The 25,841-nt window shown below is 67.4% G+C and carries 27 protein-coding genes and 2 tRNA genes; 14 read left to right on the forward strand and 15 right to left on the reverse strand.

The genetic code is table 11. From position 1 onward, the window contains the following. Nucleotides 1-64: 64 nt before the first annotated feature. A complete protein-coding gene (locus tag KB221_07875) occupies nt 65-412 on the reverse strand; it encodes a hypothetical protein (protein ID WIY68033.1) in 348 nt (115 codons plus the stop codon). A gap of 46 nt (nt 413-458) precedes the next feature. Between KB221_07875 and KB221_07880 the strand changes: the two genes are divergently transcribed. After that, nucleotides 459-2,192 (forward strand): ATP-binding protein, encoded by a 1,734-nt coding sequence (locus KB221_07880; protein WIY68034.1) that lies wholly within the window; start codon nt 459-461, stop codon nt 2,190-2,192. A gap of 3 nt (nt 2,193-2,195) precedes the next feature. Here KB221_07880 and KB221_07885 read toward each other — a convergent pair whose 3' ends face one another. After that, nucleotides 2,196-3,278, reverse strand: coding sequence for a CaiB/BaiF CoA-transferase family protein (locus KB221_07885; GenBank protein WIY68035.1), 1,083 nt, complete (start codon nt 3,276-3,278; stop codon nt 2,196-2,198). Between the two features lie 109 nt (nt 3,279-3,387). On the opposite strand from KB221_07885, the gene KB221_07890 reads away from it, so the two are divergent. Continuing rightward, nucleotides 3,388-3,464 (forward strand) — tRNA-Lys (locus KB221_07890). Nucleotides 3,465-3,770: 306 nt separating this feature from the next. Next, nucleotides 3,771-4,316 (forward strand): hypothetical protein, encoded by a 546-nt coding sequence (locus KB221_07895; GenBank protein WIY68036.1) that lies wholly within the window; start codon nt 3,771-3,773, stop codon nt 4,314-4,316. 41 nt (nt 4,317-4,357) lie between these two features. On the opposite strand, the gene KB221_07900 is transcribed toward KB221_07895, so the two are convergent. The 3 genes from KB221_07900 to queA are packed head-to-tail and all read right to left on the reverse strand — an operon-like array spanning nt 4,358 to nt 6,893. Then, nucleotides 4,358-4,690, reverse strand: coding sequence for a hypothetical protein (locus KB221_07900; GenBank protein ID WIY68037.1), 333 nt, complete (start codon nt 4,688-4,690; stop codon nt 4,358-4,360). 2 nt (nt 4,691-4,692) lie between these two features. After that, the gene (gene tgt / locus KB221_07905; GenBank protein ID WIY70890.1) at nt 4,693-5,808 is read right to left on the reverse strand and encodes a tRNA guanosine(34) transglycosylase Tgt; all 1,116 of its coding nucleotides are present in this window, start codon (nt 5,806-5,808) and stop codon (nt 4,693-4,695) included. After that, entirely contained in the window at nt 5,805-6,893 is a 1,089-nt protein-coding gene (gene queA / locus KB221_07910) for a tRNA preQ1(34) S-adenosylmethionine ribosyltransferase-isomerase QueA (GenBank protein ID WIY68038.1), read from the reverse strand. The genes tgt and queA overlap by 4 nt, the downstream gene beginning before the upstream one ends. 82 nt (nt 6,894-6,975) lie before the next feature. On the opposite strand from queA, the gene KB221_07915 reads away from it, so the two are divergent. From KB221_07915 to KB221_07925, 3 genes are all read left to right on the forward strand, one after another. Further along, on the forward strand, nt 6,976-8,415 hold the full coding sequence (locus KB221_07915; protein WIY68039.1) for a response regulator: 1,440 nt from the start codon (nt 6,976-6,978) through the stop codon (nt 8,413-8,415). Nucleotides 8,416-8,465: 50 nt separating this feature from the next. Next, the gene (locus KB221_07920) at nt 8,466-10,136 is read left to right on the forward strand and encodes a lysine--tRNA ligase (GenBank protein WIY68040.1); all 1,671 of its coding nucleotides are present in this window, start codon (nt 8,466-8,468) and stop codon (nt 10,134-10,136) included. A 209-nt stretch (nt 10,137-10,345) separates the two neighbouring features. Continuing rightward, the gene (locus tag KB221_07925) at nt 10,346-10,819 is read left to right on the forward strand and encodes an SH3 domain-containing protein (protein ID WIY68041.1); all 474 of its coding nucleotides are present in this window, start codon (nt 10,346-10,348) and stop codon (nt 10,817-10,819) included. Between the two features lie 53 nt (nt 10,820-10,872). Here the strand turns inward: KB221_07925 and KB221_07930 are convergent, their stop codons facing one another. From KB221_07930 to KB221_07960, 7 genes are all read right to left on the reverse strand, one after another. Continuing rightward, nucleotides 10,873-11,508 (reverse strand): helix-turn-helix transcriptional regulator, encoded by a 636-nt coding sequence (locus tag KB221_07930; protein WIY68042.1) that lies wholly within the window; start codon nt 11,506-11,508, stop codon nt 10,873-10,875. A 72-nt stretch (nt 11,509-11,580) separates the two neighbouring features. Continuing rightward, nucleotides 11,581-12,009, reverse strand: a complete 429-nt coding sequence (locus tag KB221_07935; GenBank protein WIY68043.1) for a hypothetical protein — start codon at nt 12,007-12,009, stop codon at nt 11,581-11,583. Nucleotides 12,010-12,097: 88 nt separating this feature from the next. Next, a complete protein-coding gene (locus KB221_07940) occupies nt 12,098-12,451 on the reverse strand; it encodes a hypothetical protein (GenBank protein WIY68044.1) in 354 nt (117 codons plus the stop codon). Nucleotides 12,452-12,495: 44 nt separating this feature from the next. Then, on the reverse strand, nt 12,496-12,876 hold the full coding sequence (locus tag KB221_07945) for a hypothetical protein (protein ID WIY68045.1): 381 nt from the start codon (nt 12,874-12,876) through the stop codon (nt 12,496-12,498). Between the two features lie 65 nt (nt 12,877-12,941). Beyond that, nucleotides 12,942-13,340: a PaaI family thioesterase gene (locus tag KB221_07950; GenBank protein WIY68046.1), complete on the reverse strand. Its 399-nt coding sequence runs from the start codon at nt 13,338-13,340 to the stop codon at nt 12,942-12,944. Next, a complete protein-coding gene (locus tag KB221_07955; protein ID WIY68047.1) occupies nt 13,337-13,810 on the reverse strand; it encodes a PaaI family thioesterase in 474 nt (157 codons plus the stop codon). Before KB221_07955 ends, KB221_07950 begins: the two co-directional genes overlap by 4 nt. A gap of 60 nt (nt 13,811-13,870) precedes the next feature. Continuing rightward, the gene (locus tag KB221_07960) at nt 13,871-15,517 is read right to left on the reverse strand and encodes a response regulator (protein WIY68048.1); all 1,647 of its coding nucleotides are present in this window, start codon (nt 15,515-15,517) and stop codon (nt 13,871-13,873) included. Between the two features lie 191 nt (nt 15,518-15,708). On the opposite strand from KB221_07960, the gene queC reads away from it, so the two are divergent. From queC to KB221_07975, 3 genes are read left to right on the forward strand one after another with little or no spacing between them, the layout of a single operon-like run. Beyond that, on the forward strand, nt 15,709-16,440 hold the full coding sequence (gene queC / locus KB221_07965; GenBank protein WIY68049.1) for a 7-cyano-7-deazaguanine synthase QueC: 732 nt from the start codon (nt 15,709-15,711) through the stop codon (nt 16,438-16,440). Further along, complete coding sequence (gene queE / locus KB221_07970; protein WIY68050.1) at nt 16,437-17,072, forward strand: 7-carboxy-7-deazaguanine synthase; 636 nt, start codon at nt 16,437-16,439, stop codon at nt 17,070-17,072. The genes queC and queE overlap by 4 nt, the downstream gene beginning before the upstream one ends. Continuing rightward, nucleotides 17,069-17,437, forward strand: coding sequence for a 6-carboxytetrahydropterin synthase (locus KB221_07975; protein ID WIY68051.1), 369 nt, complete (start codon nt 17,069-17,071; stop codon nt 17,435-17,437). The genes queE and KB221_07975 overlap by 4 nt, the downstream gene beginning before the upstream one ends. Nucleotide 17,438: 1 nt before the next feature. Here KB221_07975 and KB221_07980 read toward each other — a convergent pair whose 3' ends face one another. From KB221_07980 to KB221_07990, 3 genes are all read right to left on the reverse strand, one after another. Continuing rightward, nucleotides 17,439-17,711 carry a hypothetical protein gene (locus tag KB221_07980; GenBank protein WIY68052.1) on the reverse strand — a complete coding sequence of 91 codons (273 nt, stop codon included), beginning with the start codon at nt 17,709-17,711 and terminating at the stop codon, nt 17,439-17,441. Between the two features lie 86 nt (nt 17,712-17,797). Next, nucleotides 17,798-17,874 (reverse strand) — tRNA-Val (locus tag KB221_07985). Nucleotides 17,875-17,904: 30 nt separating this feature from the next. Then, entirely contained in the window at nt 17,905-21,090 is a 3,186-nt protein-coding gene (locus KB221_07990) for an autotransporter outer membrane beta-barrel domain-containing protein (protein ID WIY68053.1), read from the reverse strand. 200 nt (nt 21,091-21,290) lie between these two features. Here KB221_07990 and KB221_07995 point away from each other — a divergent pair, with 200 nt between their 5' ends. The 5 genes from KB221_07995 to KB221_08015 all read left to right on the forward strand — a co-directional run bounded on the left by KB221_07995 (nt 21,291) and on the right by KB221_08015 (nt 25,791). Further along, on the forward strand, nt 21,291-22,181 hold the full coding sequence (locus KB221_07995) for an SPFH domain-containing protein (GenBank protein ID WIY68054.1): 891 nt from the start codon (nt 21,291-21,293) through the stop codon (nt 22,179-22,181). Between the two features lie 28 nt (nt 22,182-22,209). Continuing rightward, the gene (locus tag KB221_08000; protein ID WIY68055.1) at nt 22,210-22,365 is read left to right on the forward strand and encodes a hypothetical protein; all 156 of its coding nucleotides are present in this window, start codon (nt 22,210-22,212) and stop codon (nt 22,363-22,365) included. 133 nt (nt 22,366-22,498) lie between these two features. Then, complete coding sequence (locus KB221_08005) at nt 22,499-23,746, forward strand: glycosyltransferase (protein WIY70891.1); 1,248 nt, start codon at nt 22,499-22,501, stop codon at nt 23,744-23,746. A 57-nt stretch (nt 23,747-23,803) separates the two neighbouring features. Then, nucleotides 23,804-24,322: a phosphoglycerate mutase family protein gene (locus KB221_08010; GenBank protein ID WIY68056.1), complete on the forward strand. Its 519-nt coding sequence runs from the start codon at nt 23,804-23,806 to the stop codon at nt 24,320-24,322. A gap of 95 nt (nt 24,323-24,417) precedes the next feature. Further along, nucleotides 24,418-25,791, forward strand: a complete 1,374-nt coding sequence (locus tag KB221_08015) for an MATE family efflux transporter (GenBank protein ID WIY68057.1) — start codon at nt 24,418-24,420, stop codon at nt 25,789-25,791. Nucleotides 25,792-25,841: the final 50 nt, after the last annotated feature.

Genomic DNA, 25,841 nt, shown 5'->3' on the forward strand with positions numbered 1-25,841 from the left:
CGTCAGGGTGCGGACGTGCCGACCGTCGCATCCCGCTGTGGCGCCGACGGGGCGGCGGCCGGGATCAATAGAAGAGGGTTTCACTTTCAGGCTGGACCGATTCCGCGGACGACCGCTTTTCCGGCGGCATGGTGGTCGAATCGGCGGGCGGTGCATCAACAGCGCTGGGCGCCGCGACCGGAACACCCATGTCTTCAGCGGCGGGCGCGACCGGGGCTTCGATCGGTGTCTCGGCGATCTCCGAATCAACGGCATTGGGGTCATCGCAGGCGGTGACGCCAAAAGCGGTCGACAGGGCCAGAATGGCGATCAGGCGTTTCATCAGCAGCTTCTCCCCCGGAACGGCATTCCAACGCGCGGTTGGCTCGCCTGTTCCATAACCTTGAACACGCGGCCGGTCACCACGCAGCAACCAATCCTTTCAGAATTTGGCGTAAGCCGAAGTCAGAGGGGTGCGAATGACGACCACGGCCTACGCAATGGTGTCGCTGGTGCGATACCGGGAACTCAAGACACGGATCGCGCTGGCGGCCTTTATCGGCTGCACCGCCTGGTTCGTTGTACCCTCGATCTGGCCGCCGCTCTGGTTTGCGGCGGTTCTGGTCACCCAGGCCCTGGACTGGGCCGTGTTCAGGCGGTTCCGGCTTCAGCAGGACTGGCAGCCGGACCGGCTCTATGTGGTTCTCTGCTGTGCCACGACGGTGCTCGGCGTGACCGTTTATGCCGCCATGAGCGCCTATATGTGGTTCTACGGCGGCGATGTCGGCCGCGTGTTCGCCATGGTCCAGTGCGCCGGCGGACTGCTGCATGTCAGCCTTCACATGCACCATGCCCGGCCGATCCTGATCTCGGCCGTCGCGCCCCATGCGACCTATTTTCTCGGCCTGCCGGTGTTCACCGCGATCTCAAGCCAGAACTGGCAGGAACTGCTCGTCGCGATCGGCTGTATTCTCTACATGAGCCACCTGGTCGTCACGGTGCGTCAGAGCTCATCGACGACCGGCGCCCTCCAGTCCGCCCGGGACGCCGAGAAGAGCGCCCGCCGGAAGGCCGAGGTCGCCAGCGCGGCCAAGTCGGACTTCCTCGCGGTCGTCAGTCATGAAATCCGCACGCCGATGAATGCGGTGATCTCGGCCGCCAACCTGCTGCGTCGCACCCGTCTGGACAGTCAGCAACGCGAGCATGTGTCGATGTTGATCGACGCCGGCGATGTGCTGATGGGTCTGCTGAACGACGTGCTCGACTTCTCCAAGATCGAGGCCGGCAAGATGGAGCTGGAGAGCGCCGACATGGTCGTGCGCGACCGGCTGTCGACGATCGTCCGACTGTGGGAACCGCGCGCCCTGGCCAACGGGGTCCGGCTGAAAATGCGGATCGCCCCCGATGTGCCCGCCGCCGTGCGGACCGATCCGCTGCGCGTGCAGCAGATCCTGTTCAACCTCATGTCCAATGCGGTGAAATTTACCCACGAAGGCGAGATCCGGATCGATGCCGGCTGGGCGGATGGCCGCCTGAACCTGGCGGTGAGCGATACCGGCTGCGGCATCCCGGCGGACCGGCTGGGTCAGATCTTCAACAGTTTCGAACAGGCGGACGTCGGGACGACGCGCCGTTACGGCGGCACCGGCCTCGGCCTGGCGATCAGCCGCAGGCTGGCCGAGTTGATGGGCGGTTCACTGTCGGTCCAGAGCGTCGACGGCGAGGGCTCGACCTTTACGCTCAGCCTCCCGATGACCGCGGTCGAGACGGCACCGGCCCAGCCGGTTCGTGCGATCGAGACCAGCGGATCACTGGCCGGCCGTTCGATTCTGGCCGCTGACGATCACGAGGTGAACCGCCGCATCCTGCAGCTGTTGCTTGAGCCTCACGGCTGCCGCCTGACCCTGGTCGAGAACGGGGCGGAGGCGCTTGAGGCGGCGTCGGGCCAGCGGTTCGATGCGATCCTGATGGACATGCAGATGCCGGTCATGGACGGGCTCGAGGCGACGCGCCGGATCCGCACCGGCGAGATCAACGGCGACACGCCGGTGATCGCCCTGACCGCCAATGCGCTGGATGTGCATCGCGCGGCCTGGGACGCCGCCGGTGTCCATGCCTTCCTGACCAAGCCGATCGACCCCGTCCTGCTGGCCACAACCCTGGCCCAGGCCTGTGCGGTCGAGCGGCCCCGGGCCGAGTCCGCCGTCGCCTGATCCCTAGCGCCAGAGACGCGCGGCTTCGTCGAGGGATACCGGTGCCGGCTGCGCCACGGGATCGGCCGGGGTGCCCTCGAACCGGGGCGCGGGCGCAGCCTGAACCACGCCCTGGTCGACAAAGGTGCCGCGCGCCAGGTTGTGAGGGTGACGGGCCGCTTCAGAGGCGCTCAGGACCGGCGTGACGCAGGCGTCCGTGCCTTCAAAATGGCTGGCCCAGTCGTCCCGGTCGCGGGTCGCAAAAATGGCTTCAAATCGCGCATGGAGAGCCGGCCAGCCCGGCAGGTCGAACTGCGGTGCCTCATCCGGAGTCAGGCCGAGGCCTGTGATCAGGGCCGCGTAGAACTGCGGCTCCAGCGCCCCGACGGCCACGAACCGTCCGTCCCTGCAGGTGTAGCAGCGATAGAAGGGCGCGCCGCCGTCCAGCAGATTGGCTCCGCGCGCCTCGCTCCACAGGCCCCGTGCGCCAAGGGCGTGGAACAGGCTCAACAGCAGGGCCGAACCGTCGGTCATGGCGGCATCCACCACCCGGCCCCTGCCGGTCGTTTTCGCTTCCAGGAGGCCGGCAAGCACCCCGGTGACCAGCATCATCGCGCCGCCGCCGTAGTCGCCGACCAGATTCAGCGGAGGGCGCGGCGGCCGGTCCGGCTCGCCCATGGCATGAAGCGCCCCGCCCAGGGCGATGTAGTTGATGTCGTGGCCCACCTGTTGCGCCAGCGGACCGGTCTGGCCCCAGCCGGTGATCCGCCCGAACACCAGCCTCGGGTTCAGCGCGGCACAGGTCTCGGGCCCGAGGCCCAGTCGTTCCATCACGCCGGGCCGAAAACCTTCGATCAGGGCGTCGGCGGCCCCCACGAGCTCCAGCACGGCCGCGCGGTCGTCGGCATCCTTCAGATTGACGCTGACCGAGGCGCGGCCCCGGTGCAGCACGTCGCCACCGACTTCGCTGAACACCGCCGCGCCGGCGCCGGCGCTCCGGCTGAGGCGCAGGACGTCGGCCCCGAGGTCGGCCAGCATCATGCCGGCGAAGGTCACCGGCCCGAGACCGTCAAACTCGAGGATGCGCAGGCCGGACAGAGGTTTCATGGTCACTGCCTATCCTTCGCTCGCCCGCGCGTCGAGCCAGCCCTTGACCCCGGCGACGGTTTGCAACAGAAGGCGCGTCGCCGGTCCGCGAACGCGCCCGGCTTGGTATGCGCCCTTAGCTCAGTTGGTTAGAGCATCTGACTTTTAATCAGAGGGTCCTCGGTTCGAGCCCGAGAGGGCGTACCATCCCTTTCCCCGTACTGGTCTCCGTCCCGTCGGGGCCTCGTTCGCCCCACCATATGGCGACGGCCCGGTTACCGCGGCCGGGGCTGGCGCTTGCGGCAATACTTGCAGACCAGCGTCCCCGGTTTGCTCCGGCTGTAACGGTAGTGATGCTTGCACCGCAGCTGTGCCAGCCAGGCTCCAAATCCCTGCATCCTGGTGCCCCCACACCCGCTCGATAAACCGTACACCGACTGTATATGGCAAAGCTTGATCGGTCGAATTTCGACCCCCGCTTCCGGTCCGGCCCGCGACGTGATTGAAGGAGGCATGCGCGCCGCCAGTCTCATTCTCGCTCTTTGCATTCCGCTGTCGGCATGCGGTGCCGTCGCCGGCGGGGCACAGCAGTTCGGTGCGGGACTGGGGGCCGCGGCCACGGCTCCGCTCGACGACCTCAACCTGCGCCGCCAGTACATCCCGACGGTTTTGCTGCAGGCGGAAGCCAATCCCTACGACCTGCGCAATCTGAACCAGTGCGCCACCATCGGGGCCGAGATCGCCCGGCTGAACGAGGCGCTCGGCCCCGATACGGACGAGCCACCGGCGCAGGATGGCTCGTTCCTGAGCGAGCGGGCGGCCGACGCCGCCTCGGCCGCCGCGTTGGATGCCATTCGCGACGCCACGACGGACTTTATCCCGGGGCGCAGCTGGATTCGCCGGCTGTCCGGCGCCGAGCAGCACAGCCGCCATGTCCAGTCGGCTATCCAGGCCGGCCGGATGCGCCGGGCCTTTCTGAAGGGCACAGGGATGCAGCGGAACTGCGCACCGCCGGCCGCGCCGGGCTGGTTCCGCCCGCGAGGCCGCAGCCAGAGGTAGACCGGATGATCGTCAGCCAACCCGTTCCGAGGCTGGTCACGTCATTGGCTTCGAGGGCCTGACGGTCTCGCGCTGGCGATGCGGCGGACCTTGTCGCTGCGGTCGCCTCTGATTTCGCGGTGGCCGTCCCTGGTGAAGGCTTCGAACGACGGCTTGTCGATATTCCGGAATGTCCCGGTCTTGTCCCAGTCCCAGTCGAAAGAGATCCGTTCGCCTTTATGGGCGAACTTCCCGGACCAGTGGGCGAAGAACGAATACTTGTCGCCGCCTATGATGATGACGTGGCGATGCAGAGCGGTCTCGTTGCCGTCCGGGCGGGGCGGTTCCTCCAGATAGGTATTGTAGGCGTGGAAGCCTGATTTCTCGATGCGCATGGCTAGTTCGACGTATGCCGGGCGTGGAAGTCGCGGCGGAAGGCCTCGAAGCGGTTCTCGGCGATGGCGGCGCGCATGGCCGCCGTGAGAGCCTGGAAGAAGGCGATGTTGTGCCAGCTCAACAGCACCTTGCCGAGAATCTCGTCGGCCCGGATCAGGTGATGCAGGTAAGCTTTTGAATATTGAGACGAGGCCGGGCAGGGGATGTCGGGCTCCAGCGGGTCCTGATCCTCGGCGAAGCGGGCGTTCTTCAGATTGATCGGCCCGGCCCAGGTCCAGGCCTGCCCGTGGCGGCCGGCGCGGGTGGGCAGGACGCAGTCGAACATGTCGACGCCGCGATACACCGCCTCGACCAGATCCACCGGCTTGCCCACGCCCATCAGATAGCGGGGCCGGTCAGCCGGCAGCATCTCCGGGGCGTAGTCCAGCACCTCACACATGGCCTGGTGCCCCTCGCCGACGGCCAGACCGCCGATGGCGTAGCCGTCGAAGCCGATCTCCTGCAGCCGGTCCGAGGACTCACGGCGCAGGTTCTCGAAGGTCGATCCCTGCTGGATGCCGAAAAGGGCTTGGGTTTCGCGCGTTCCGAAGGCGGCTTTCGATCTTGCCCCCCAGCGGGCCGACAGCTCCATGGCCGCGCGGGCGGCGGGCTCCTCGGCCGGCCAGCTGACGCACTGGTCCAGCTGCATGGAGATGTCGGCGCCGATACGGTCGGCCTGGATCTCGATCGAGCGTTCAGGGCTGAGGACGTGTTTCGAGCCGTCGATATGGCTGGCGAAGGTGACAGCGTCCTCCTTCACCTTCGAAATTCCGGCCAGCGACATCACCTGGAAGCCGCCGCTGTCCGTGAGGATCGGCTTCGTCCAGCTCATGAAATTGTGCAGCCCGCCCAGTCGCTCCATCCGCTCGGGGCCGGGGCGCAGCATCAGGTGGTAGGTGTTGCCCAGGATGATGTCGGCACCCGTCTGCCGGACCTGGTCCACCGTCATGGCCTTGACCGTGGCGGCGGTGCCGACGGGCATGAAGGCCGGCGTGCGGATGTCGCCGCGCGGCGTCTTCAGCACCCCGGTGCGGGCGCGGCCTTCGGTGGCGGTGATATCGAACGGAAAGGGCATCAGGCGGCGCGGAATAGCAGGCTGCCATCCCCGTAGGAATAGAACCGGTATCCGTCCTTCACCGCATGGGCATAGGCCGCCCGCATCGTCTCCAGCCCGGCGAAGGCGGAGACCAGCATGAACAGGGTCGACTTCGGCAGGTGGAAATTGGTCATCAGCACGTCCACGGCGCGGAAGGCGTAGCCGGGGGTGATGAAGATGGCCGTGTCGCCGTGGAAAGGCCGGACCTCGCCCTCAGGTGTCGTGGCGCTTTCCAGCAGGCGCAGCGAGGTGGTGCCGACGCAGACAATCCGCCCGCCGGCGGCCCGCACGGCGTTCAGGGCCGCGGCGGTGTCCGGAGCGACCTCGCCCCACTCTGAGTGCATCCTGTGGTCGGCCGTGTCCTCCGCCTTGACCGGCAGGAAGGTCCCGGCACCGACGTGCAGGGTCACGGCATGGGTCGAGACGCCCCTGGCCTTGATCGCCTCGATCAGGGCCGGTGTGAAATGTAGTCCCGCCGTCGGCGCCGCGACCGAACCGTCCAGCTGCGCGAACATCGTCTGATAGTCCGACCGGTCGCGATCGTCCTCGGGCCGCTTTGCCGCGATATAGGGGGGCAGGGGCATGACGCCGACATCGCGGATGGCCTCGTCGAGCGCCGGGCCGGCGAGGTCGAAGCGCAGAGTTACGAGGCCATCCTCGCCCTTGTCGACCACCGTGGCGTCGAGACGCCCGAGCAGACAGGCACCGTCGCTATCGCTTCCGAAGCGGATACGATCGCCCGCCTTGATCCGTTTGCCGGGCTTCATGAAGGCCGACCAGACATCCGGGGCGTCCCGATGATGCAGCGTGGCCTCGACCACGACGGTCAGGGTCTCTCCCTCAGCGCCGATCCGCTCCCGCACGCCCGACAGGCGCGCCGGGATCACCCGCGTATCGTTGAAGACCAGGGCGTCGCCGGGCTGAAGGAAGTCCGGGAGGTCGCGGATGATCCGGTCCTCCAGCCCGTCGTCCCGCACCACCAGCAGGCGCGCGGAGTCGCGCGGCTCGGCGGGGCGAAGCGCGATGTGGCTTTCAGGCAGGTCGAAGTCGAAATCGGCGGTCTTCATCAGGCGGCGCAGAGGCCACGGGGACGGTGCGGGGTCAAGGCGGTTAAATGTTGCTTCAGGGGCTCCCCGCTATCACGCAGAAATGAGCTCTGCCGCCAATCCGGAATTGTCATCGGCGGTGCGCGGCTGGGATCGGCTGCGCCGACCCGTCTGGATGTTCGATCCAGCCAGTTCCCGCGGCGTCTACGCCAACGCCCCTGCCTTGACGCTGTGGGGCGCGGACTCGCTGGACGAACTGCTGGCGCGCGACTTTTCCAACCTGTCGCCCGCGGTCAGGGCCCGCACCGACCGTCTCAGGGACGCCACCGCAGACGGCAGCGAGGTCAGCGAACGCTGGACCTTCTATCCCAACGGCCGGCCGGTGACGGTGCAGGCGACGATCTCGACCTTCCGGCTGGTCGACGGCCGCGGTGTCCTGCTGTTCGAAGCCGCGCCGCTTGACGTCGAGGCCGGGGAGCGCCGGGCGGTGGAGGCGTTGCGGCATACTTCGGCGCTGATCACCCTGCTGGACGACACCGGCACCATACTGTTCTCCAACCCTGCGGCCTACGCCGCCTACGGACCCGACGAGGACGGGCTTTCACGGCGCTTCGTGGATCCCGACCGCGCGCGCTGGTTCCTCGACGAGGTCCGGAATGGCCAGATGGCCAGCCGCCTCTGCGAGGTCGAGACCACGGCGGGCCGCCGCTGGCATGATGTGGACGCCCGCCCCGTGTCTGATCCGGTGACGGGGGGGCTGGGTGTGCTTCTCAACGAGCAGGACGTCACGGCGCGCGTCGAGGCCGAGGGGGCGCAGGCCACGGCCGAGCAGAAGACGGCGATGGCCGAGGCGCGGCAGAAATTTCTTACGGACATGTCGCATGAGCTGCGGACGCCGCTGAACGCCGTGATCGGCTTCTCCGAACTGTTGTCCGGCGCGGGGCTGGCTCCGGAGCAGGGAGAGCAGGCGCGGCGAATTCATCAGTCGGGCCAAAGGCTCCTGGCCGTCGTCAACCAGATGATCAGTCTGTCGGAGCAGGGCGGCGATCCGGCCCCCGCGCTGTCGCCCGAGCTGGATCCCGTGTCGGCGGACCCGGCCCCGGAGCCCGCCGCCGGGCCCCGGGACCGCGCGGGACTGCGGGTGCTCTGTGTCGATGACAACCAGACCAACCGCATGCTTATGACCGCCATCCTGTCCGGGCAGGGCATGATCTGCGAGACCGCCGACGACGGAGCCCAGGGGCTGGCCGCGGCCGCGTCCGGTGATTGGGACGTCGTATTGATGGACATCCAGATGCCGGTCATGGACGGGGTGGAGTCGGCCCGCCGCATCCGCGCCCTGGGCGGCGAGGCCGGTGCCGTGCCGATCATCGCCGTGACCGCCAACACCCTGGCCAGCCAGGTCGAGACCTATGTCGGGGCGGGCATGGACGATTTGGTCGCCAAGCCGGTGGACATGGCAGAACTGATCCGAAAGGTCGGCTACTGGGGCGGCTGCGGCTGGCGCGAAGCCCTGGCGAGCCAGCCGCCCGGGACGGCCTGATCGCGCCCGTGACGGTTGACGCTGGGAGGCGGACGCTCCAAACCCCGCTCATGCTGCAGAACCTCGAAACCCTCGCGCGCGACGCCAGGTCGTGGCCGTTCGAACAGGCCCGCAATCTTCTCGCCCATGTGCTGAAGAAGCGGCTCAGTGACGCCGAGCGGAATGCGGCGAAGCTGCTGATCGACGAGGGCAAGGCGGACGAGGCCCTGGCGACGTTCGAGGTGCTGCAGAAGCCCGTCATCTTCGAGACCGGCTATGGCCCGTCGGGCCTGCCGCATATGGGCACCTTCGGCGAGGTGGCGCGCACGACCATGGTGCGCAACGCCTTCCGCGCCCTGACCGGCGACCACTGGCCGACGAGGCTGATCGCCTTCTCGGACGACATGGACGGGCTGCGCAAGGTTCCGGAGGGCGTGCCCAATCCGGAGATGCTGACCGAAGATCTGCACAAGCCGCTGACTGTGGTGCGCGACCCGTTCGGGACGCATGACAGTTTCGGTGCCCACAACAACGCCCGCCTGCGCGCCTTCCTCGACGGCTTCGGTTTCGAGTACGAATTCCTGTCATCAACGGAGCAGTACCGGTCCGGCCGCTTCGACGCGACGCTGCTGACGCTGCTCGAGCGGTTCGACGCCGTGCAGGCCATCATGCTGCCGACGCTCGGCCCGGAACGGCGCGAGACCTATTCGCCCTTCCTGCCGGTCAGCCCCGTCACCGGCCATGTGCTGCAGGTGCCGACGCTGGAGCGCCATGTGGAGAAGGGGACCATCGTCTTCGACGATCCCGCCGGCGGTCGTACCGAACTGCCCGTCACCGGCGGCCACGTGAAGCTGCAATGGAAGCCCGACTGGGCCATGCGCTGGACGGCGCTGGACGTCGACTACGAAATGTCGGGCAAGGACCTGATCGAGAGCGTGCGCGAGAGCTCCAAGGTCTGTCGCGCCCTCGGCGGCACGCCCCCCGAGGGCTTCAACTACGAGCTCTTCCTCGACGTCGAGGGCAAGAAGATCTCCAAGTCCAAGGGCAACGGCCTGACCATGGACGAGTGGCTCCGCTACGGCACGCCGGAGTCGCTGAGCTGGTACATGTTCCAGTCGCCGAAGTCGGCCAAGAGCCTGCACTTCAACGTCATCCCGCGGGCCATCGACGACTACCTGGCCTTCATCGAGGCGTACAAGACCCAGGAGCCGGCCAAGCAGATCGACAACGCCGTCTGGTCGATCCACGCCGGGTCGCCGCCGACGCATACCTCGCCGGTGTCCTTCGCCCTGCTGCTGAACCTCGTCGCCGTGGCCAACGCCTCGAACAAGGATCAGCTCTGGGCCTATTTCGCCAAATACCTGCCGGAAGCGACCCCCGCCAGCGAGCCGCTGCTCGACCGTTTGATGGGCCATGCGCTGAACTACTACGAGGATTTCGTCCGGCCGACGAAGTCGTACCGCGCGCCGGACGACAAGGAGAGGGCGGCGCTTCTGGATCTCGCCACGCGGCTCAAGGCCCTGCCGGCCGATACGACCGACGGCGAACTGATCCAGACCGAGGTCTATGCCGTGGGTAAGGAGCACGCCTTCGAGCCTCTGCGTGGCTGGTTCGGCGCGCTCTACGAGGTGCTTCTGGGTGCGTCGCAGGGGCCGCGGTTCGGCTCGTTCGCGGCCATCTACGGCCTGCCGCAGACGATCCAGCTGATCGAAGCCGGCGCGAAGGGCGAGCTCGCATCCTGACGGGCCGCCGTCAGAAGGCTCCGCCTTCTCGACCTGACGCGGCCTGGCGCTTCACCCGGGTCCCACGCCCAGGCAGCGAGCGACCGCGTCGCGAGCGTTGGCGCGCTGACCGTAGATGAACCGAACATAACGGCGCGGCTCCGGGAGCCTTCATCCGCCGTCGTGCATTCTCCCTGACATCGACCAACCTCGATGAAACGGAGAGAGCCATGTCGAAATTCATGAACACCACCCTGGCCACCGCCGCCGCCCTGGCGGCCCTGGTGACGGCGGTCCCGACCGTTTCGCTGGCCCAGCAGGCCAACGGCATCACCAACTGCGACGCTCCCGGCGGCCGCCAGCGCACTGGCGCGGTGATCGGCGGCGTCCTCGGAGCCTTGGCCGGCAGCCAGATCTCGGACAATGAACGCACGCTCGGCGCGGTTGCCGGCGGTGCGGCCGGGGCCGCCGCCGGGTCCTATATCGGCTGCAACCAGCAGCGCGCGCGGGCGACAAATGCCTCTGCCGGCGGGGCCTACCGGGCTACCTCCAACCTGCGCATCCGCTCGGGTCCCGGCACCAGCTACCGTCAGGTCGGTACACTCTCGGCCGGCCAGCCGTTCAGCGCCACCGGTTCGCAGGGTGAGTGGGTGCAGATCGCCGGCGGCGGCTGGGTCAGCGCCCGCTACGTCGCCGCCAACTAGGCACCGCTGCCTGGCATGATGAAGAGGCCGTCCCGGAAGGGGCGGCCTTTTCCTTATTGGCTGACCCAGAGGATACGGCCCATCCATAGGATGTCCCTGCGCGCCAGGTTGCGCCCCTCATAGGCCGGATTGACCGAAGCCAGGGCCACGCTCTTCGCGGTCAAGGCCGTCACTTCCTTGGCGAGGGTCTCGCCGCCCGTTGTGCGGACGACCACGCGGTCGCCCTTGCGGACCTCGGTCGCCTCACGGTCGACAATGACGCGGTCGCCCTCCCGGTACAGGGGGGCCATCGAGTCTCCCACGATCCGCAGGCTCAGCAGACTGTCCCGGGGGCGGGGAAGATCGGTCTGCTCCCAGCCGTCTCCGACCGGAAGGCCCGCATCATCGAAATAGCCATCCTGCCCCGCCTGGGCCATGCCCAGCATCGGCACGGTCGCGGGGCGTTCCACCGCGTCCCTCGCCAGGGTCGCGAACTCGCCGAGCGAGAGGCCGGTCGCTGTCAGAATCCGGGTCAGGCTCTCGGTCGAGGGCCAGCGCGGCCGCGGGGGATCGCCGGGGCCGAACCGCTTGGACGGGTTGAAGCTGGTGGCGTCCAGTCCGGCGCGCTTCGCCAGCGCGGAGACGCTGAGGCCCTCATGGCGGGCGAGGCCGTCGATCGCCTTCCAGAGCTGGGCATGGGAGAGGGGCATGGGGGCACCGCAGCCGACAGGGCCGATCCGCTAAAGCTGCAGGAATAAATGCCTAAAGGCAACGCCCGGCGACTATTCCAGTCCGGCGGCGCGCCGCTCCTGCCAGGCCCAGAAGGTGCCGATGGCGATGACCAGAAGAATGCCGGTGCTGGCCAGATTGATGACCGCATAGAAGGCGGAGACCGACGGCCGGATGTCGACGAGCGTCAGGATGTGGCTCATGACCGTCAACGACTGAAGAGCCACGGCCCAAACCGGCCAAGCACGCTGGCTCTTCCACGACAGGGCGGCGAACACCGCCAGCATGACGGAGTCGATCGCCATCAAACCCCAGTTGGTGCCCCCGACCGCTCCATCGCCCTGGATCAACAGGGAAGCAAACCACGACAGGACATAGCCGCCAGCAGCGATGCGCTCCGGTTCATCCCCCTTGAGGAAAGCGAACGCCACTACCAGTACGGTCAGGCCAGCCCCAATCTGGGTTGGCAGGGTGTCAAACATGAAACCGCCCCCATGCCTTGTGGCATGAGGGCGATATATCATTGAGTCTGCCCGGATCGGAACGACCGGTCTGGGACATTACAGCGAATTAAACCGCGCGGAGACCCCGGGGGCGGGCCAGCTCGCCCGTGGTCGGCGGCGAGGCTTCGGCCGGCTTGTTCATGTGGCCGATGGCGTAGACGCCGTAACCGAGGCGACGGTGATCCTTGGCGAGCTCTTCGTGGCAGGCCACGAGGGCTTCACGGGCCGTGGCGAGGGCGGCGACAGCTTCCATCGCCTTGCCCTGGGAGACTGCGCCGGCGACCGGCGACAGGGTCAGGGCCGTGCGAGCACCGATCATCGACTGGATGAGCGTGGTCGCCTGGGCGATGGCGGCATCCAGCGATTGTTCTGCGGAGTTCAGGTCGCCGGCAACGCTGGCGATCACTTCAGCCTTATTCATGTAAGCCTCCCACTGAGATCAGAGTAAAGGAAGCGTTAACACACCTAGGACGCGAACGGTAGGGATTTGTTAGCCATGTCGGGCGTGATCCCACCCCCATCGCCGCCCCCTCCACCGATCGGCGGACCGTCTCCGGGTTTGTCCAACGGACCGACCGCCAGAGTCTCAAGGCCAAGCCTGCGGGCAAGGGCCGTGAGGGTCTTGTGGGTCTGCACAATATGGGCCCGTGCCTCCGACAGGGCGGTGATGGCCCCCGCCGTCCCGGCGAAAGCACTCTGACCCGAGACGGCGGACAACCAGGCGTCTGCACGCGCCGCGGGCAGGGCGGCCGCCAGGGTCGCTGTCTCGATCAGGGCCTGGTCGATCGCTGATTCAGCGGCATAGAGGCGGGCGGCGAGAGCTTCGCCGATGGACGATCTGTTCATGCTTGCATCTCCCTGTGACCGGGCGTCACCGGAACAAAACAAGCACAGAGTGTTGCCGGATGCAACTAATGGTCGTCTTCGGCCATCAGGAAATGCGCGGTCAGGGCGGCGATTGGCTGGGCCTCATCCTCCTGCCAGGCTTCTGCGAGAACGTGGGCGACGGTCCGTCCGGCCTTGCTGATCCGTGCGCGGGCGTGAACATCCACCGGCCGGCCCGAGCGGAGATAGGCCACGGTCACATTGATCGGTCGCGGCAGCCGCAGCCGCGGATACAGGGCGGCCACCTGGGCGACGGCGGTCAGTTCAAGCAGGGCGGCGGTCGACCCGCCGTGCAGGGCGGGCAGGACGGGATTGCCGATCAGCTTCTGGTCGAACGGCATGGTGACGGTCAGGGCCTGTCCGTCGGTCGCGGTGATCAGGCCGAGGAAGCGGGCGTAGGGCAGCCGGTCCAGAAGGTCGCTCATCCCTTGGCCTCCCGCCCGGCACCGAGATTGGAGCCGATCCCGCGCCTGCGAAACGTGGACAGCATATAGGCGCTCTGGGCCGCAGCCACCGGATCATCCGGACTGTCCTCGAAGGCCCAGGCGCGGACAAAGGCGACCGATCGGCTGAGGTGATAGCAGCGCGCTTCCGCGATCAGATCAGAGCGCGCCCGGGCCGCCCGCATGTAGTCGACCCGCAGGTCGAGGGTCGCGATCGACTCGAACTGGCCGAGCGCGAGCCACACCGCGAGGCCGCCGACGTGGTCGAGCAGGGTGGTGACCAGACCGCCCGAGAGGACGCCGGTATCGGGATCGCCGACAAGGTCCTCGCGCCATGGCGCACGGATCCGGACGCGGTCGCCGTCGACACCGTCATAGACGAAGCCGAGGGCATGGGTATGGGCTGCGCCGGCGGCCAACTGGGGAAGAATGGCGTGGATCGGAGAAAGCATTGCATGCTTCTCGGTCCGTCCGGATACGAGCGCAAGGGCGCCCGGGCATCGATCGCCGGATCAGGCGGCGGAGCGGCGCTTGTGATTGCGTTCCGGAACGGTCTCGGCCTCGACCTCGACGGCCGCAGCGGCCTGCTCCAGCGCGAGGTTCATCGCCATACGCAGGCGCTCGGGCTTGATCGGCTTCTCGACGACTGCGGCCATGCCGATCGTGAGGTATTTGCGGGCATCATCGGGATCAGCGTTGGCGGTCAGGGCGACGATGGGGATGTTGCGCGCCGGGCCGGTGAGGGCGCGGATCGCCTGGGTCGCCTGGACGCCGTCCATACGCGGCATCTTGATGTCCATCAGGATCAGGTCGAAGCGACGTTCCTGTACGGCCTCGAGGGCCTCGACGCCATCCTCGGCCGTTTCCGAGGTGCAGCCGAACATTTCGCACAGGGCCTGGGCCACCACGCGGTTGGTCGCATTGTCGTCCACGATCAGGATGTGGGGGCTGGTCCCGAGGTCGCCCTCGCCGCCGAAATTCTCGACATTGGATGCTGCGGCGGCCTCGACCTGGGTCCGCTCGACGTCCAGGTCGAAGGCGAAGGTGGCACCGCGGCCCGGGTTGTTTTCAGCCCAGATCCGCCCGCCCATGCGATCAACGATCTGGCGGCAGATGGCCAGGCCGAGGCCGGCTCCGTCCTGACCAGAGCCTTGTACGAACGGCTCGAAGATGGCGTCGACGCGATCGGCATCGACCCCTGTGCCGTCATCACGAACGCGGGCTTCCAGTCGGATACGGTCACCGTCCGCCACGGCCTTCAGGCCGGCCTCCACCACGCCATTGCGGGCGAAGTTGAGGGCGTTGCCGATCAGATTGTTGAACACCTGGGTGACCCGGGTGCCGTCAATGACGGCCGCCAGCTCGGTGTCGCCCTCATAGCTCACCATCAGGGTCACATTATCCTGCGATGCCCGGGGAGCCCAGGTCGTCTGGATATCGTCCATCAGGGCGCGCAGCGGCGTGGCCACGGGATGAAGATCCAGTTCGCCGGCCTCGGCGCGCGACAGGTCCAGTGCGTCCTGCAGGATCTTCAGCAGGGTCTCCGACGACTCCACGATCGTGGTGATATGGGCGTGGGACTGGGCGTTGAGGGGTTGCCGGCGCAGCAGTTCAGCCACCGCCAGGACGCCGTTCATCGGCGTACGCAGCTCGTGGCTCATGATCGCCAGGAACTGACTCTTGGCCCGTGCGGAGGCGAGGGCCTGGGTTCGGGTATCGGACAGGACGCGGGCCTGTTCGGTCAGTTCCAGGTTCTGCTGACGCTGGAGCTCATTGACCGCCTGGAGCAAGGAGCCGGCCGTGCCGACGCCGTGATAGCGGCCCTCGCGGGTGACGATGAAGCCGCGCATCAGGGCTTCCGGGCCGCCTTTCAGCAGCACATCGCAGAAAGCGTCGATACTGACCCCGGCTTCCACGACCGCCGGCTCGGGGTCCATGACATGGAGGACCGGGCGATTGGCAAACTGGGCATGACCCAGCGGGCTGGCAATTTTCAGCAGGAAGGCGTTGCGTTCGACCAGACCCACCGGCCGGCCGTTCTCGACGACCGGGATCACCAGAGTCGCAGGTTCACGCTCGAAGCGCGCGAAGACGTCGATTCCCGGCGTCTCGGGCGAAACCGCCTCGGCGCGTTCGGTCAGGACTTCTAGGGTCGGCATGAGAGGCCGCTACTCCACTGGGACCTGTGGACAATGCAGCAGAACCGTTTGCGGAAGGGTTAAGGCGGTAACCGCCATTTTTGGGTCGCTTTTGCTCTGTCCGCGGGGCTGGTGTAGAAGGCCGGCCCCGCCGATCAGCGGCCCATCCCCTTGTCCATGCGCGCGGCCGACCGGCCGACCGCAGGTTTGTCATGAGCGATTCCCAAATCCCTTACACCACGCCAACGTCCGCGACATCGGCCCTCGTCCTGTTCTCCGGCGGGCAGGACAGCGCGACCTGCCTGGCCTGGGCGCTGGAGCGGTATGCCCGCGTCGAGACGGTCGGGTTTGACTACGGCCAGCGCCATCGCGTCGAGATGGAGGCCCGGCTGGCGGTCCGCGCCGGCATGACCGGGGTGCTGCCCCAATGGGCCGAACGGCTGGGACCGGATCACGTCGTCGACCTGACCGGCTACGGCCGGATTGCCGAAAGCGCCCTGACGGCCGACCGGGCTATCGAGATGGATGCGCGGGGTCTGCCGACCACCTTCGTCCCCGGCCGCAATCTGGTCTTCCTGACCTGCGCCGCCGCACTGGCGGACCGCCGGGGACTGGATGTGCTGGTTGGCGGCATGTGCGAGACCGACTATTCGGGCTACCCCGACTGCCGGCGCGACACTATCGACGCCATGGCGACAGCACTCAGCCTCGGGCTGGACAAGCCGGTTGTCATCGAGACGCCCCTGATGGCCCTGACCAAGGCCGAGACCTGGGCGCTGGCTGATCGCATCGGGGGTGCGGCGCTGGTCGAGCTGATCATCGAAGCCTCGCACACCTGCTACCGGGGCGACCGGACCCATCGCCACGCCTGGGGCTACGGCTGCGGCGACTGCCCCGCCTGTGCGCTGCGTGCGGCGGGTCATGCCGAGTGGGTCGGTGCATGACCTATTCGGCCAAGGAGGTCTTCCTGACGGTGCAGGGCGAGGGCGGGCAAGCCGGACGGCCCGCCGTCTTCCTGCGGTTCGCCGGCTGCAACCTCTGGAGTGGGCTGGAGCGTGACCGGGCGGCCGCCGTCTGCACCTTCTGTGACACGGACTTTGTCGGCGTGGACGGCGACGGCGGCGGCAAGTTCGCGTCGGCCGACGCGCTGGCGGACCATGTCGCCGCCCTGTGGCGGGGGCGGGCAGGGGACCCGAAGCTGGTCGTCTGCACCGGCGGTGAGCCCCTGTTGCAGCTGGACACCGCTCTGATTGAGGCCCTGCATGCGCGTGGCTTTGAGATTGCCGTCGAAACCAACGGCACGCTCTCCGCACCGGCCGGGATCGACTGGGTCTGCGTCAGCCCCAAGGCCGAAGCGCCCGTTCTTCAGACCTCCGGCCAGGAGCTCAAGCTCGTCTTCCCCCAGGCCTCGGCCATGCCCGACCGGTTCGAACACCTCGCCTTCGAACGTTTCTGGCTCCAGCCCATGGACGGCCCGGACCAGGCGGCCAACACCGCGGCGGCGATCGACTACTGCCTGACCCATCCGAAATGGCGCCTCAGCGTCCAGACCCACAAATACATCGGCGTAAGATGAGCGTTTTCGAGATCACCAAGGCCGCCACTTTCGACGCGGCCCATCACTTTCCGAGCGAGCCCGAGGGCAGCCCCTACCGCCGCATCCACGGTCATTCGTTCCAGGTCGAGGCCACGGTGCGCAGCGAGGTTCTGGACGCGGAGCATGGCTGGGTCGCTGATCTGGGCGCGCTGGACCGGGCTCTGAAGGCTGCCGCAGAGGAACTGGACCACGGCATGCTCAACGAGCACGCCGGCCTGGAGCTGCCGTCGCTGGAGCACCTGTGCCTGTGGTTCGCCGGACGTTTGAAAGCGGACTGGCCGGGCCTGAGCCGGATTACGGTCTCCCGGCCGACCATCCACGAACGCTGTGTGCTGACGCTCTAGTCTAGCAGCCGCGACCCTGCCGCTGGCGCTGTTCGCAACGGCGCTGTTCGCGCTCCCGGGCGCGTTCCTCGCGCTCACGTTTGGCGCGGGTTTCCTCGTCAGAGGTCGTGACCGCATCCACGCCGGCACCCACGACGGCGCCGGTGGCCTGGGCCGCGCCGCCCACGATCGCGCCGGCTGTGCCCACGACGGCCCCGACGAGGCAGCCCTGCAGCATCAGGCTGACGCCGAGGATGGCGACGATGGTCGCGCCGGATTTGATGGTCTTGAACATGACGCCTTCTCCCTGTCGCGCAGGGTTAACCGGCAATGGTGAACGACGTCTGATCGGCGAACGGGCACGGTCATGCCGGGGACGACTGGTGGGCGGCGAGGGGTTCGAACCCCCGACCCCCTCGGTGTAAACGAGGTGCTCTGACCAGCTGAGCTAGCCGCCCGTCCGCTGAAACCCGAAGGCTTCCTGTACCCTAGAACCGGAAGCTGGCTCGCAGGAACAGCATGTAGCGGATGTAGTCCTCGATCATCTCGGCATCGGCGTTGATGGACAGCATGCCAAGTTCGTTGCCGATGTTCAGTCGGAACCCGACGATCGGACCGCCGCCTTCGATCGAGCCGCCGTCCAGGGTGAAGTCCGGACCGCCCGAGCGGAAGCGGGCGATGGTCTCGCCCGGATCGACCGAGATGTTCTGGCGCCAGCCGACGCGGAGTTCGGGACGAAGCCAGTTGTCCTCGCCCATCGACATGCCGAGGTTGATGGCCGCGGTCGCCGAGAACAGGTGACCATCGCGATCGTCGATCTCAAGGTCGAAGCCGTCGCCGCCGCCGGTTTCGACGTGGCCGTCCTCGCTCAGCGAGAAGAACTCGGCATAGGCCTCCGGCCGAACGCTGAACCGTCCGAAACTGCGCTCGTAAGAGACGCCGCCGGCCGCCGCGAGGGAGAAGCCCGACCAGTCGGATTCATTGGTCAGGTTCAGCCCGGAGCCGACGAAGCGGCGCTCGGACTCAAAGGTCGCATAGCCGGCCGCAGCCCGTGCCCAGGTGGTCCAGTACTGGCCCTGCGCGCGCCAGTAGACGCCCAACTCCAGCAGGCTGGCCGTCAGCACTTCCTCGGCCGCTGATTCGGGATCCTCGAGGTCGGACGAGGTGAAGGCCAGCGAAAGCCCGACCGCGCCGAGGCCCGTGCCCTGCTCGATGCCACCGGCGACGCCGAAGCCTTCCGAGCGGAAGCCGTAGGTGTCGGTCTTGTCCTTGTCGGCGTAGAAATTGATCTCCTGCACCCAGGCGCTGGTTTCGCCGGGGGCCGCGGAGGCATTGCGGCCCGTCAGGGCGCGGGTCACGGCGTCCACACCCGACGACAGCGAGAGCAGGGGGCCGCCGGCATGGTCGGGCAGCAGCTGCTCATACAGGTCGATGAAATCCTCGCGCCCGGTCTGTGACAGGAAGGCATTGCGGACATTCGCCGCGCCCGTGCCGCCGAGGGCCGAATAGAAGGAATCGTACATCGCGGCCTCGACCGGGATGAACTCGGCCTCATCGGCGGTGCGACGGCGCACATCCACGAAGACCTGACCGGCCGGAACGTTGGCACCGGCCTCGACCATGTAGAGATAGGGCGAGTTCTCCTCGATCGAGCCGAGGTCGATGGCGCCGTAGTTCAGCGTTCCCGCATCAATCAGCGTGAAACGCTCGGGACCCGTGAGCAGCGAGGTGAAGCGCACGCCGATGCCGGCTCCGTCCGCAAGGGTCGCGGTCCCGGAGACATTGAAGCCGCCCGAGGCGCTGTTCGCGGGGTCAACGGTGATGATGAGGTCGCCGGCCGCGCCCACGTTCAATGTGGTCACGTTCAGGGGTGCCGTGTGCCGGGCGTCGAGGATGCCGTTGCTCACGTTGATGGTCAGGTCGCCGCCCACGTCGGACAGGGCGCTCCGGACGATGGACCCGCCCGAGATCGAAAGCGTATCGGCACCCAGTCCGAAATCGATGTCGCCGAAAACGACGCCGTTGCGGATGTCGACCACATCGGCACCGGTACCGAGCCTGATGTCACCGACGATGATCGGCTCGATGCTGTCCGGGACGCCATCGCCGTCGCTGTCAGGGTCCTGGGCCGTCGGGGTGGCGGCGACGCCCGTCTGCAAGATTGTGACGCCGGTCGTATTGGCCGCGACGTTGATGGCCGTCGTCGAACCCGTGACCGCATCGCCGGCCGCATTGGGATTGAGGGTCGCCTGGAGCGAGCGGGTGTTGGTGATCGAGGCGAGGGTGCCGCTGAGGTCGTTGATGGCGGTGACATCGGCGACGCCGCCGCCGGCCGAAGCAAGGATGGAGCCGTTGTTGGTAAAGCTCAGCAGGGACGCGCCGGCGTCGATCTGGATGGCGACCGCATTGGCCGCGACCTCGCTGGCGACACCGCCGGTAATGTTGCCGACGTTGATGAAGCGCGGCGTGGAGGCACCAACGCCGAAACGATAGGCCGTGGCGTTGGCCCCGTTGCCGAGGGCTGCGACAGTGCCCTGGTTGCGCACGCCGCCGGCAATGACCACCGACTGGCCGGCGTTGCCGCCGAACAAGATCGCATTGGCCGTGATGCCCGCATAGATGCCCTGGCCGGTGACCGTGCCGCGGTTGATGAAGCCGAAGTCGTTGTCTCCCGTGCCGACGACGCCAAGGGTGATGTTCTGGGTCGTCGAGGCGACGAGAATGGCGGGCGCGGCACCGTAGCTGTTGATGTTGCCCGTGCCTTCGGTGCTGTCGGCGATCCCGTCGGCGTCCTCATCCGTATTGGCGGTGTCCGTATCGGTCGGCGCGCGGTCGACGACGACGCCGCCGGCGACATTGCCCGCGATGATGACCGCGGGCCCGCCCTGCAGCCGGTCTTCGGCGTCGAGCCTCGACTCAAACGTGTCATTGCCGAGGCTGGTGTAACGATAGCCGGTGGCGTTGATTTCACCCTGCAGCGTCAACCGGCCGCCGACGTCGCCACCGATCGAGACTGCCGATGTATTCTGGCCGCGCGCCGTCACGCTCCCCAGAAGGGCGATGTTGCCGGTCACGGCGCCCTGGGTCCGGATGGCGACGGAGTTGTCGCCGAAGACGCGGATGTTGCCCTGGGACTGGATGTTGCCGATCAGGCCGGATTCGATCGAGATGGCGTAGGAGTTGTTCCCGTCAACGCCGATCGAGCCGAGGTTGCTGACGATCAGATTGCCCGTGACGGGCGCGCCGGCCGCATAGCGGACGCCGTAGCGACCCGTGCCCGTGGCCCAGGGTCCGTCGATATCGCCGTCATTGTCTGTGTCAGGATAGGTTTCGATCGTGTCGATGATCGAGATCGTCGACCCGATGGTCACGTTGGAGGTCACCCCCGCGTTGACCAGGATCGCCGTGGCCCCGTCCGCGGCCGGGGTCATCGTGATGGAACTGGTGCCTTCCATCGTGAAATCATGGTTGGAGTTCACCGTCACGGCCGTTCCCGACGTCAGGGAAATGCCGCCGCTGCCGGAGATACGGATGCTGTCGGCCGTGCCGCCGTCCGTCGCGTTCAACGTCGTGATCGGCGCGGTGCGGACCGTCGTAATCACGACTTCGGCCATGGCCCCGGTGGCTGCCAGCAGGGGAGCGATCGCAACCGCGGTCGCGAGTAGAATACGCATTCGGTAGAAACCCCTGTGGACGACACACGCAGAGACGCCGACGATCCTCTAACAGGGACCGTGTCAGCCTGCCTCAAGTTTCTCGAATTTGAGGCGAATGCAAGGCCGAACCCGCTGGCGGGGCGTGTTCGGCAAGCGCGGCTATTGCCAATATCGCAATCAAAGTGATATCACTTACATATCGACTTTGGGAGGGAATGATGACCCACGAGCATTCAAGATCCACAGAACGCCCCGCCAACACCGCCAACGGCATCCTGATGCTGCTGATCGGACTGCTGCTGCTCGTCGCCGGGCCGGCCGTCGTGGCGCAGGATCCGGACTCGGCCGTGCGCGTGGTCGCCGGGATCGCCGCGGCGACCGTCGGCCTGTTGCTGGTGTGCGGACTCTATTCGCTCCAGACCAACGAAGGCATGGCCATCATGCTGTTCGGGGACTACCGCGGCACGGATCGCAAGACCGGCCTGCGCTGGGTCCTGCCCTGGTACAGCCGGAAGAAGATCTCCCTGCGGGTGCGCAACCTGACCAGCGACAAGCTCAAGGTGAACGACCGGCGCGGCAGCCCCATCGAGATCGCCGCCAACGTCGTGTGGCGCGTCCAGGATTCGGCCCAGGCCCTGTTTGACGTGGATGACTACCAGGCGTTCGTGAACATCCAGGTGGACACGGCCCTGCGCGATATCGCCTCCCACTACGCCTACGACCACGGCGATGAGACCGATGTGCCCGAACTGACCCTGCGCGCCGACGCGGAGGACGTCGCCGGCCGTCTGCGCGAGGAACTGGTCGGCCGGGTCAGCGTCGCCGGCGTTGCCATTGACGAGGCCCGTCTGGCGCACCTCGCCTACGCCCCGGAAATCGCCGGTGCCATGCTGAAGCGACAGCAGGCCGAGGCTGTGCTGTCCGCGCGCCGTCTGATCGTCAAGGGTGCCGTCGGCATGGTCGAGAGCGCCCTGGCTGATCTGAACGAGCGCGGCGTCGTCGATCTGGACGAGGACCGCAAGGCTGCCATGGTCTCGAACCTGCTGGTGGTGCTGTGCGCCGACCGCGAGGCCCAGCCCGTGGTCAATACGGGCACCCTGTACGGCTGACATGGCCAGGCCCCGAAAGCCTTTCCTGATGCGCACCTCTCCCGGGGTGATGGCGGCGGTCGAGCGATTGGCCGCCGCCGAACTGCGCTCGGTCAATGCCCAGCTCGAATGCCTGCTCCGCGAAGCCCTCGCGCGGCGCGGTATTTCGCCCTCGGAAGACGTTCCGCCGACGGACAGCGCTTGAGCTTCGCCGTCGGCGGCGTTACGGGCCGGGCATGGTGAAGTCGCATATGTCCAAGGTCCGCAAGGCGCGTCGCATCCAGCGGCGGGTCCGACGGGGCGGCGCGTCCAGTATCAGCGCCACCGAGCGGGAGCTCATGACCCTCGCCGGGCTTGAGGTCCAGGAAGGCGAGCTTCGCCTGTTCCCCGGCTGGGATGAGGAAGTCTCCGAGACGCTCGCGGCTACCAAGGCCGCCGGCGAGGATGTCCGTCCCCGGCTGGTCGACACCACAATGCTCTATGCGCCCCGGTCCGGCGGGGTGAAGCGCTACCTGCTGTCGAAGAAGGCCTGGCTGGAAGCGAACCGGCCGGATGTCGCCCATTCGCTGGTGGTCCCCGGTGCGCACCACAAGGCCGGCGACGACGGCATCGTCCAGCTTCACGCTACCAAACTGCCCTTCGGCGACGGCTACCGCTGGCCCACCTCGGTGAGTCGCTGGGCCGCCTGGGTCGCGTCTCTGAACCCGTCAATCATCGAGGCGGGCGATCCCTACACGCCGGGGCAGGGGGCCCTGGCCGCCGGCCAGCGCGCCGGTTGCCCGGTTGTGGGGTTCTGCCACTCCGATCCCGCCGGTCTCGCCGCCCTGCATTTTGGCGAATGGGCCAAGAAGCCGGTCGAGAAGCGTTGGGCCCGCCTGTTCGGCCAGTTCGACCGCGTCGTCTCGCCCAGCCGCTACATCGCCCGTCGGCTTGAAGAGGCCGGCGTCGGCAATATCGTCATCCGGCCGCTGGGGGTCGAGATCGACACCTTCCGGCCTGACCGCGGCGACCGCGACTGGCTGCTGAAGAAGCTGAACCTCCCGGCGTCTGCGCGGCTGCTGTGTTTCGCGGGCCGTCCGGCGCGGGAAAAGAACATCGATGTCCTGATCCAGGCCGTTCAGGCGCTGGGCGACCCCTATCACCTGATCCTCGTCGGTGCCGGCGCGGGCATGCCGGCGGAAGAGCGCGTCATCTCCCTGCCGTACGAAGCCAATCCCAAGGCGGTGGCGAAGATCATCGCCTCCTGCGATGCCTTCGTGCATGCCAATGACAAGGAGCCCTTCGGCCTGATCGTGCTGGAGGCCATGGCCTGCGGGCGCCCGGTCGTCGGGGTCAATGCCGGCGGGGTCAAGGAGACGGTTGACGACACCGTCGGCCAACTGGCGAAGAGCGCCGACCCTCGCCACTACGCGGCGGCCATCGAGGCCCTGTTCGCGCGCGATATCGAGGCCCTCGGCGTCGCCGCCCGCCTTCGTACGGTCGAGCGGTTCTCCTGGAACCGCGTCTTCGAGGATCTCAGCTCGGTGTATGCCGAGGTCAGCGGCGAACCGGCCTTCGCCCGGGTCCGCGACAGCCAGGCGAACTGATCCCTCGACAGCTGCGGTCGCGCCATCCAGTCTGCCGGGAAACAGGGAACTGAGACGATGAAACGCCTCCTGCTGGCGACCGGGCTGTCGCTTCTCACCGCCAGCTCGGCCATGGCCCAGACCGTGATCCTGGTGCGGCATGCAGAGAAGGTCGACGCCAGCGCAGATCCGCTGCTGTCCGAAGCGGGGCAGCGCCGGGCCATGGACCTAGCGGTCGCGCTCAGCGACGCCGACCTCACGCACGTCTTCACCTCTCCGCTTCAGCGCACCGTTCTGACGGCACGACCGGCCGCCGAGGCCCATGCCATCAACCCTGAAACCATCTCGTTCGAGGGCGGGACGGAGGCCCATATTCTCCGGATCGCCGAGCGGATTCGCGCCCTTCCGGATGACGCCGTTGTTCTCGTCGTCGGACACAGCAACACCGTGCCGCTGATCGCCCGGGCGTTGGGCGAGACCGGCCCCTCGGAGATGGCCGATTGCGAATATGACCGGTTGACGGTGATTTCGGTCGAGGATGACGGCGACTCGCCCGCCGTCATCGGCCGCTACGGCGAGCCTGCGAACTGCGGCTAAAATAATATCCGGGTAATATAGACAAGCGGGTTTCGTCCGGGTAAATCCAGATCGATCGGCATGGGCAGTCCATGCGTGGAGACGGACGACTCGCGATGCAGCAGGACCTGACCCAGGGCTCCATCAGCAAACAGCTGATCGGCATGGCGGCCTTCATCGGCCTCGGCCTGCTGTTCCAGACCCTGTATTTCCTGATCGACCTGTATTTCGTCGGCTCTGTGGGGCCCGACGCACTCGCCGGCGTCGGTTTGGCGGGGGTGGTCTTCTTCCTCGTCATGGCTGCGGCGCAGATGGTGAGCGTGGGCTCGCTTTCGCTGATCGCGCGCGCCATCGGCGGCAAGGATTTCAGCAAGGTGGACGGGGTCTACCGCCAGTCGATGCTGCTGTCCGTCGGCCTCTTCCTTCTGACCCTTGTGCTTGGCTACGGGCTGGGTGGCCGGGCGATCGACGCCCTGGCGGCAGACGTCGCGACCGCTGAACAGGGCAAGGCCTATCTGTACGGCTTCCTGCCCGCCCTGGCTCTGATGTTCCCAACGGGAGCCATGGGTGCCGCCCTGCGCGCGGCCGGGGTCGTCCGTCCGACCATGCTCGTCCAGACCGGCACAGTGCTGCTGAATGCCGTCCTCGCCCCCATTCTCATCGCAGGCTGGGGGTCGGGCCTTCCGCTCGGTGCCTTCGGAGCGGGCCTCGCCAGTTCCATCGCTGCCGGGGCGGGCTTCCTCGGCTCGGTCTGGCTGTTCGGCCGGGTCCAGACCCTGATGCGCGCGCCCCTGCGCCTCGACCGGCCCAGCCCCGCCATCCTGACGCGGATTGTCGGCATCGGCCTGCCCTCGGCGGTCGAGTTCCTGCTCATGTTCGTCACCATGGGCGTGGTCTATGCCGTGATCCGCAATTTCGGCAGCGAGGCCCAGGCCGGCTTCGGGGTCGGGTCGCGTGTGATGCAGGCGATCTTCCTGCCGGCGATGGCCATCTCCTTCGCGGTGGCCCCGGTCGCCGGCCAGAATTTCGGCGCGGGCCTGCCGGACCGGGTCCGCAGGACCGTCCGCGACGCCGCCCTGATGAGCTCGGCCCTGATGGCCTGCCTGACCCTGCTCTGCCTGTTCGAGTCGCGCTGGCTGGTCGCGCCCTTCGCACCCGACCCCGCCGTGGCGGAGGTGGCGGCGACCTATCTGCGCATCGTCTCGCTGAACTTTGTGGCTACGGGCCTGATCTTCACCGCCTCCGGCACCTTCCAGGCCCTGGGCGACACGCGGCCCGCCCTCGTCGGTGGCGTGCTGCGCCTGGTCTTCTTCACCTCGGCAGCCTTCTGGCTCTCGGCCCAGCCCTGGGCGCGGCTGGAACACCTCTGGTGGGCCTCCGCCGCCTCGGCCCTGCTGCAGGCCGGCGTGGCGCTTCTGTTCCTGAGAAGCCAGCTGAACCGGAAACTGGCGGGTCTGGTGCCGCGGGAGGCCGTCCCGGCAGGCGTCTGAGCGCCTTGCTCTGTCCTCCGGAACGGTCGGCTTCGGGTCTGTTCGGCAAT

Source organism: Aquidulcibacter paucihalophilus (assembly GCA_030285985.1).
Taxonomy (GTDB): Bacteria; Pseudomonadota; Alphaproteobacteria; order Caulobacterales; family Caulobacteraceae; genus Brevundimonas.

Coding starts and splice junctions, on each gene's coding strand:
- KB221_07925 (WIY68041.1), top strand. CDS start 10,346: ATGTCGAAATTCATGAACACCACCCTGGCCACCGCCGCCGCCCTGGCG.
- KB221_07950 (WIY68046.1), bottom strand. CDS start 13,340: ATGAGCGACCTTCTGGACCGGCTGCCCTACGCCCGCTTCCTCGGCCTG.
- KB221_07885 (WIY68035.1), bottom strand. CDS start 3,278: ATGAAACCTCTGTCCGGCCTGCGCATCCTCGAGTTTGACGGTCTCGGG.
- queA (WIY68038.1), bottom strand. CDS start 6,893: ATGAAGACCGCCGATTTCGACTTCGACCTGCCTGAAAGCCACATCGCG.
- KB221_07920 (WIY68040.1), top strand. CDS start 8,466: ATGCTGCAGAACCTCGAAACCCTCGCGCGCGACGCCAGGTCGTGGCCG.
- KB221_08005 (WIY70891.1), top strand. CDS start 22,499: ATGACCCTCGCCGGGCTTGAGGTCCAGGAAGGCGAGCTTCGCCTGTTC.
- KB221_07960 (WIY68048.1), bottom strand. CDS start 15,517: ATGCCGACCCTAGAAGTCCTGACCGAACGCGCCGAGGCGGTTTCGCCC.
- KB221_07880 (WIY68034.1), top strand. CDS start 459: ATGACGACCACGGCCTACGCAATGGTGTCGCTGGTGCGATACCGGGAA.
- KB221_08015 (WIY68057.1), top strand. CDS start 24,418: ATGCAGCAGGACCTGACCCAGGGCTCCATCAGCAAACAGCTGATCGGC.
- KB221_07915 (WIY68039.1), top strand. CDS start 6,976: ATGAGCTCTGCCGCCAATCCGGAATTGTCATCGGCGGTGCGCGGCTGG.
- KB221_07930 (WIY68042.1), bottom strand. CDS start 11,508: ATGCCCCTCTCCCATGCCCAGCTCTGGAAGGCGATCGACGGCCTCGCC.
- KB221_07990 (WIY68053.1), bottom strand. CDS start 21,090: ATGCGTATTCTACTCGCGACCGCGGTTGCGATCGCTCCCCTGCTGGCA.
- queE (WIY68050.1), top strand. CDS start 16,437: ATGACCTATTCGGCCAAGGAGGTCTTCCTGACGGTGCAGGGCGAGGGC.
- KB221_07935 (WIY68043.1), bottom strand. CDS start 12,009: ATGTTTGACACCCTGCCAACCCAGATTGGGGCTGGCCTGACCGTACTG.
- KB221_07900 (WIY68037.1), bottom strand. CDS start 4,690: ATGCGCATCGAGAAATCAGGCTTCCACGCCTACAATACCTATCTGGAG.
- KB221_08000 (WIY68055.1), top strand. CDS start 22,210: ATGCGCACCTCTCCCGGGGTGATGGCGGCGGTCGAGCGATTGGCCGCC.
- KB221_07895 (WIY68036.1), top strand. CDS start 3,771: ATGCGCGCCGCCAGTCTCATTCTCGCTCTTTGCATTCCGCTGTCGGCA.
- KB221_07955 (WIY68047.1), bottom strand. CDS start 13,810: ATGCTTTCTCCGATCCACGCCATTCTTCCCCAGTTGGCCGCCGGCGCA.
- KB221_07995 (WIY68054.1), top strand. CDS start 21,291: ATGACCCACGAGCATTCAAGATCCACAGAACGCCCCGCCAACACCGCC.
- KB221_07940 (WIY68044.1), bottom strand. CDS start 12,451: ATGAATAAGGCTGAAGTGATCGCCAGCGTTGCCGGCGACCTGAACTCC.
- KB221_08010 (WIY68056.1), top strand. CDS start 23,804: ATGAAACGCCTCCTGCTGGCGACCGGGCTGTCGCTTCTCACCGCCAGC.
- KB221_07980 (WIY68052.1), bottom strand. CDS start 17,711: ATGTTCAAGACCATCAAATCCGGCGCGACCATCGTCGCCATCCTCGGC.
- KB221_07945 (WIY68045.1), bottom strand. CDS start 12,876: ATGAACAGATCGTCCATCGGCGAAGCTCTCGCCGCCCGCCTCTATGCC.
- KB221_07975 (WIY68051.1), top strand. CDS start 17,069: ATGAGCGTTTTCGAGATCACCAAGGCCGCCACTTTCGACGCGGCCCAT.
- queC (WIY68049.1), top strand. CDS start 15,709: ATGAGCGATTCCCAAATCCCTTACACCACGCCAACGTCCGCGACATCG.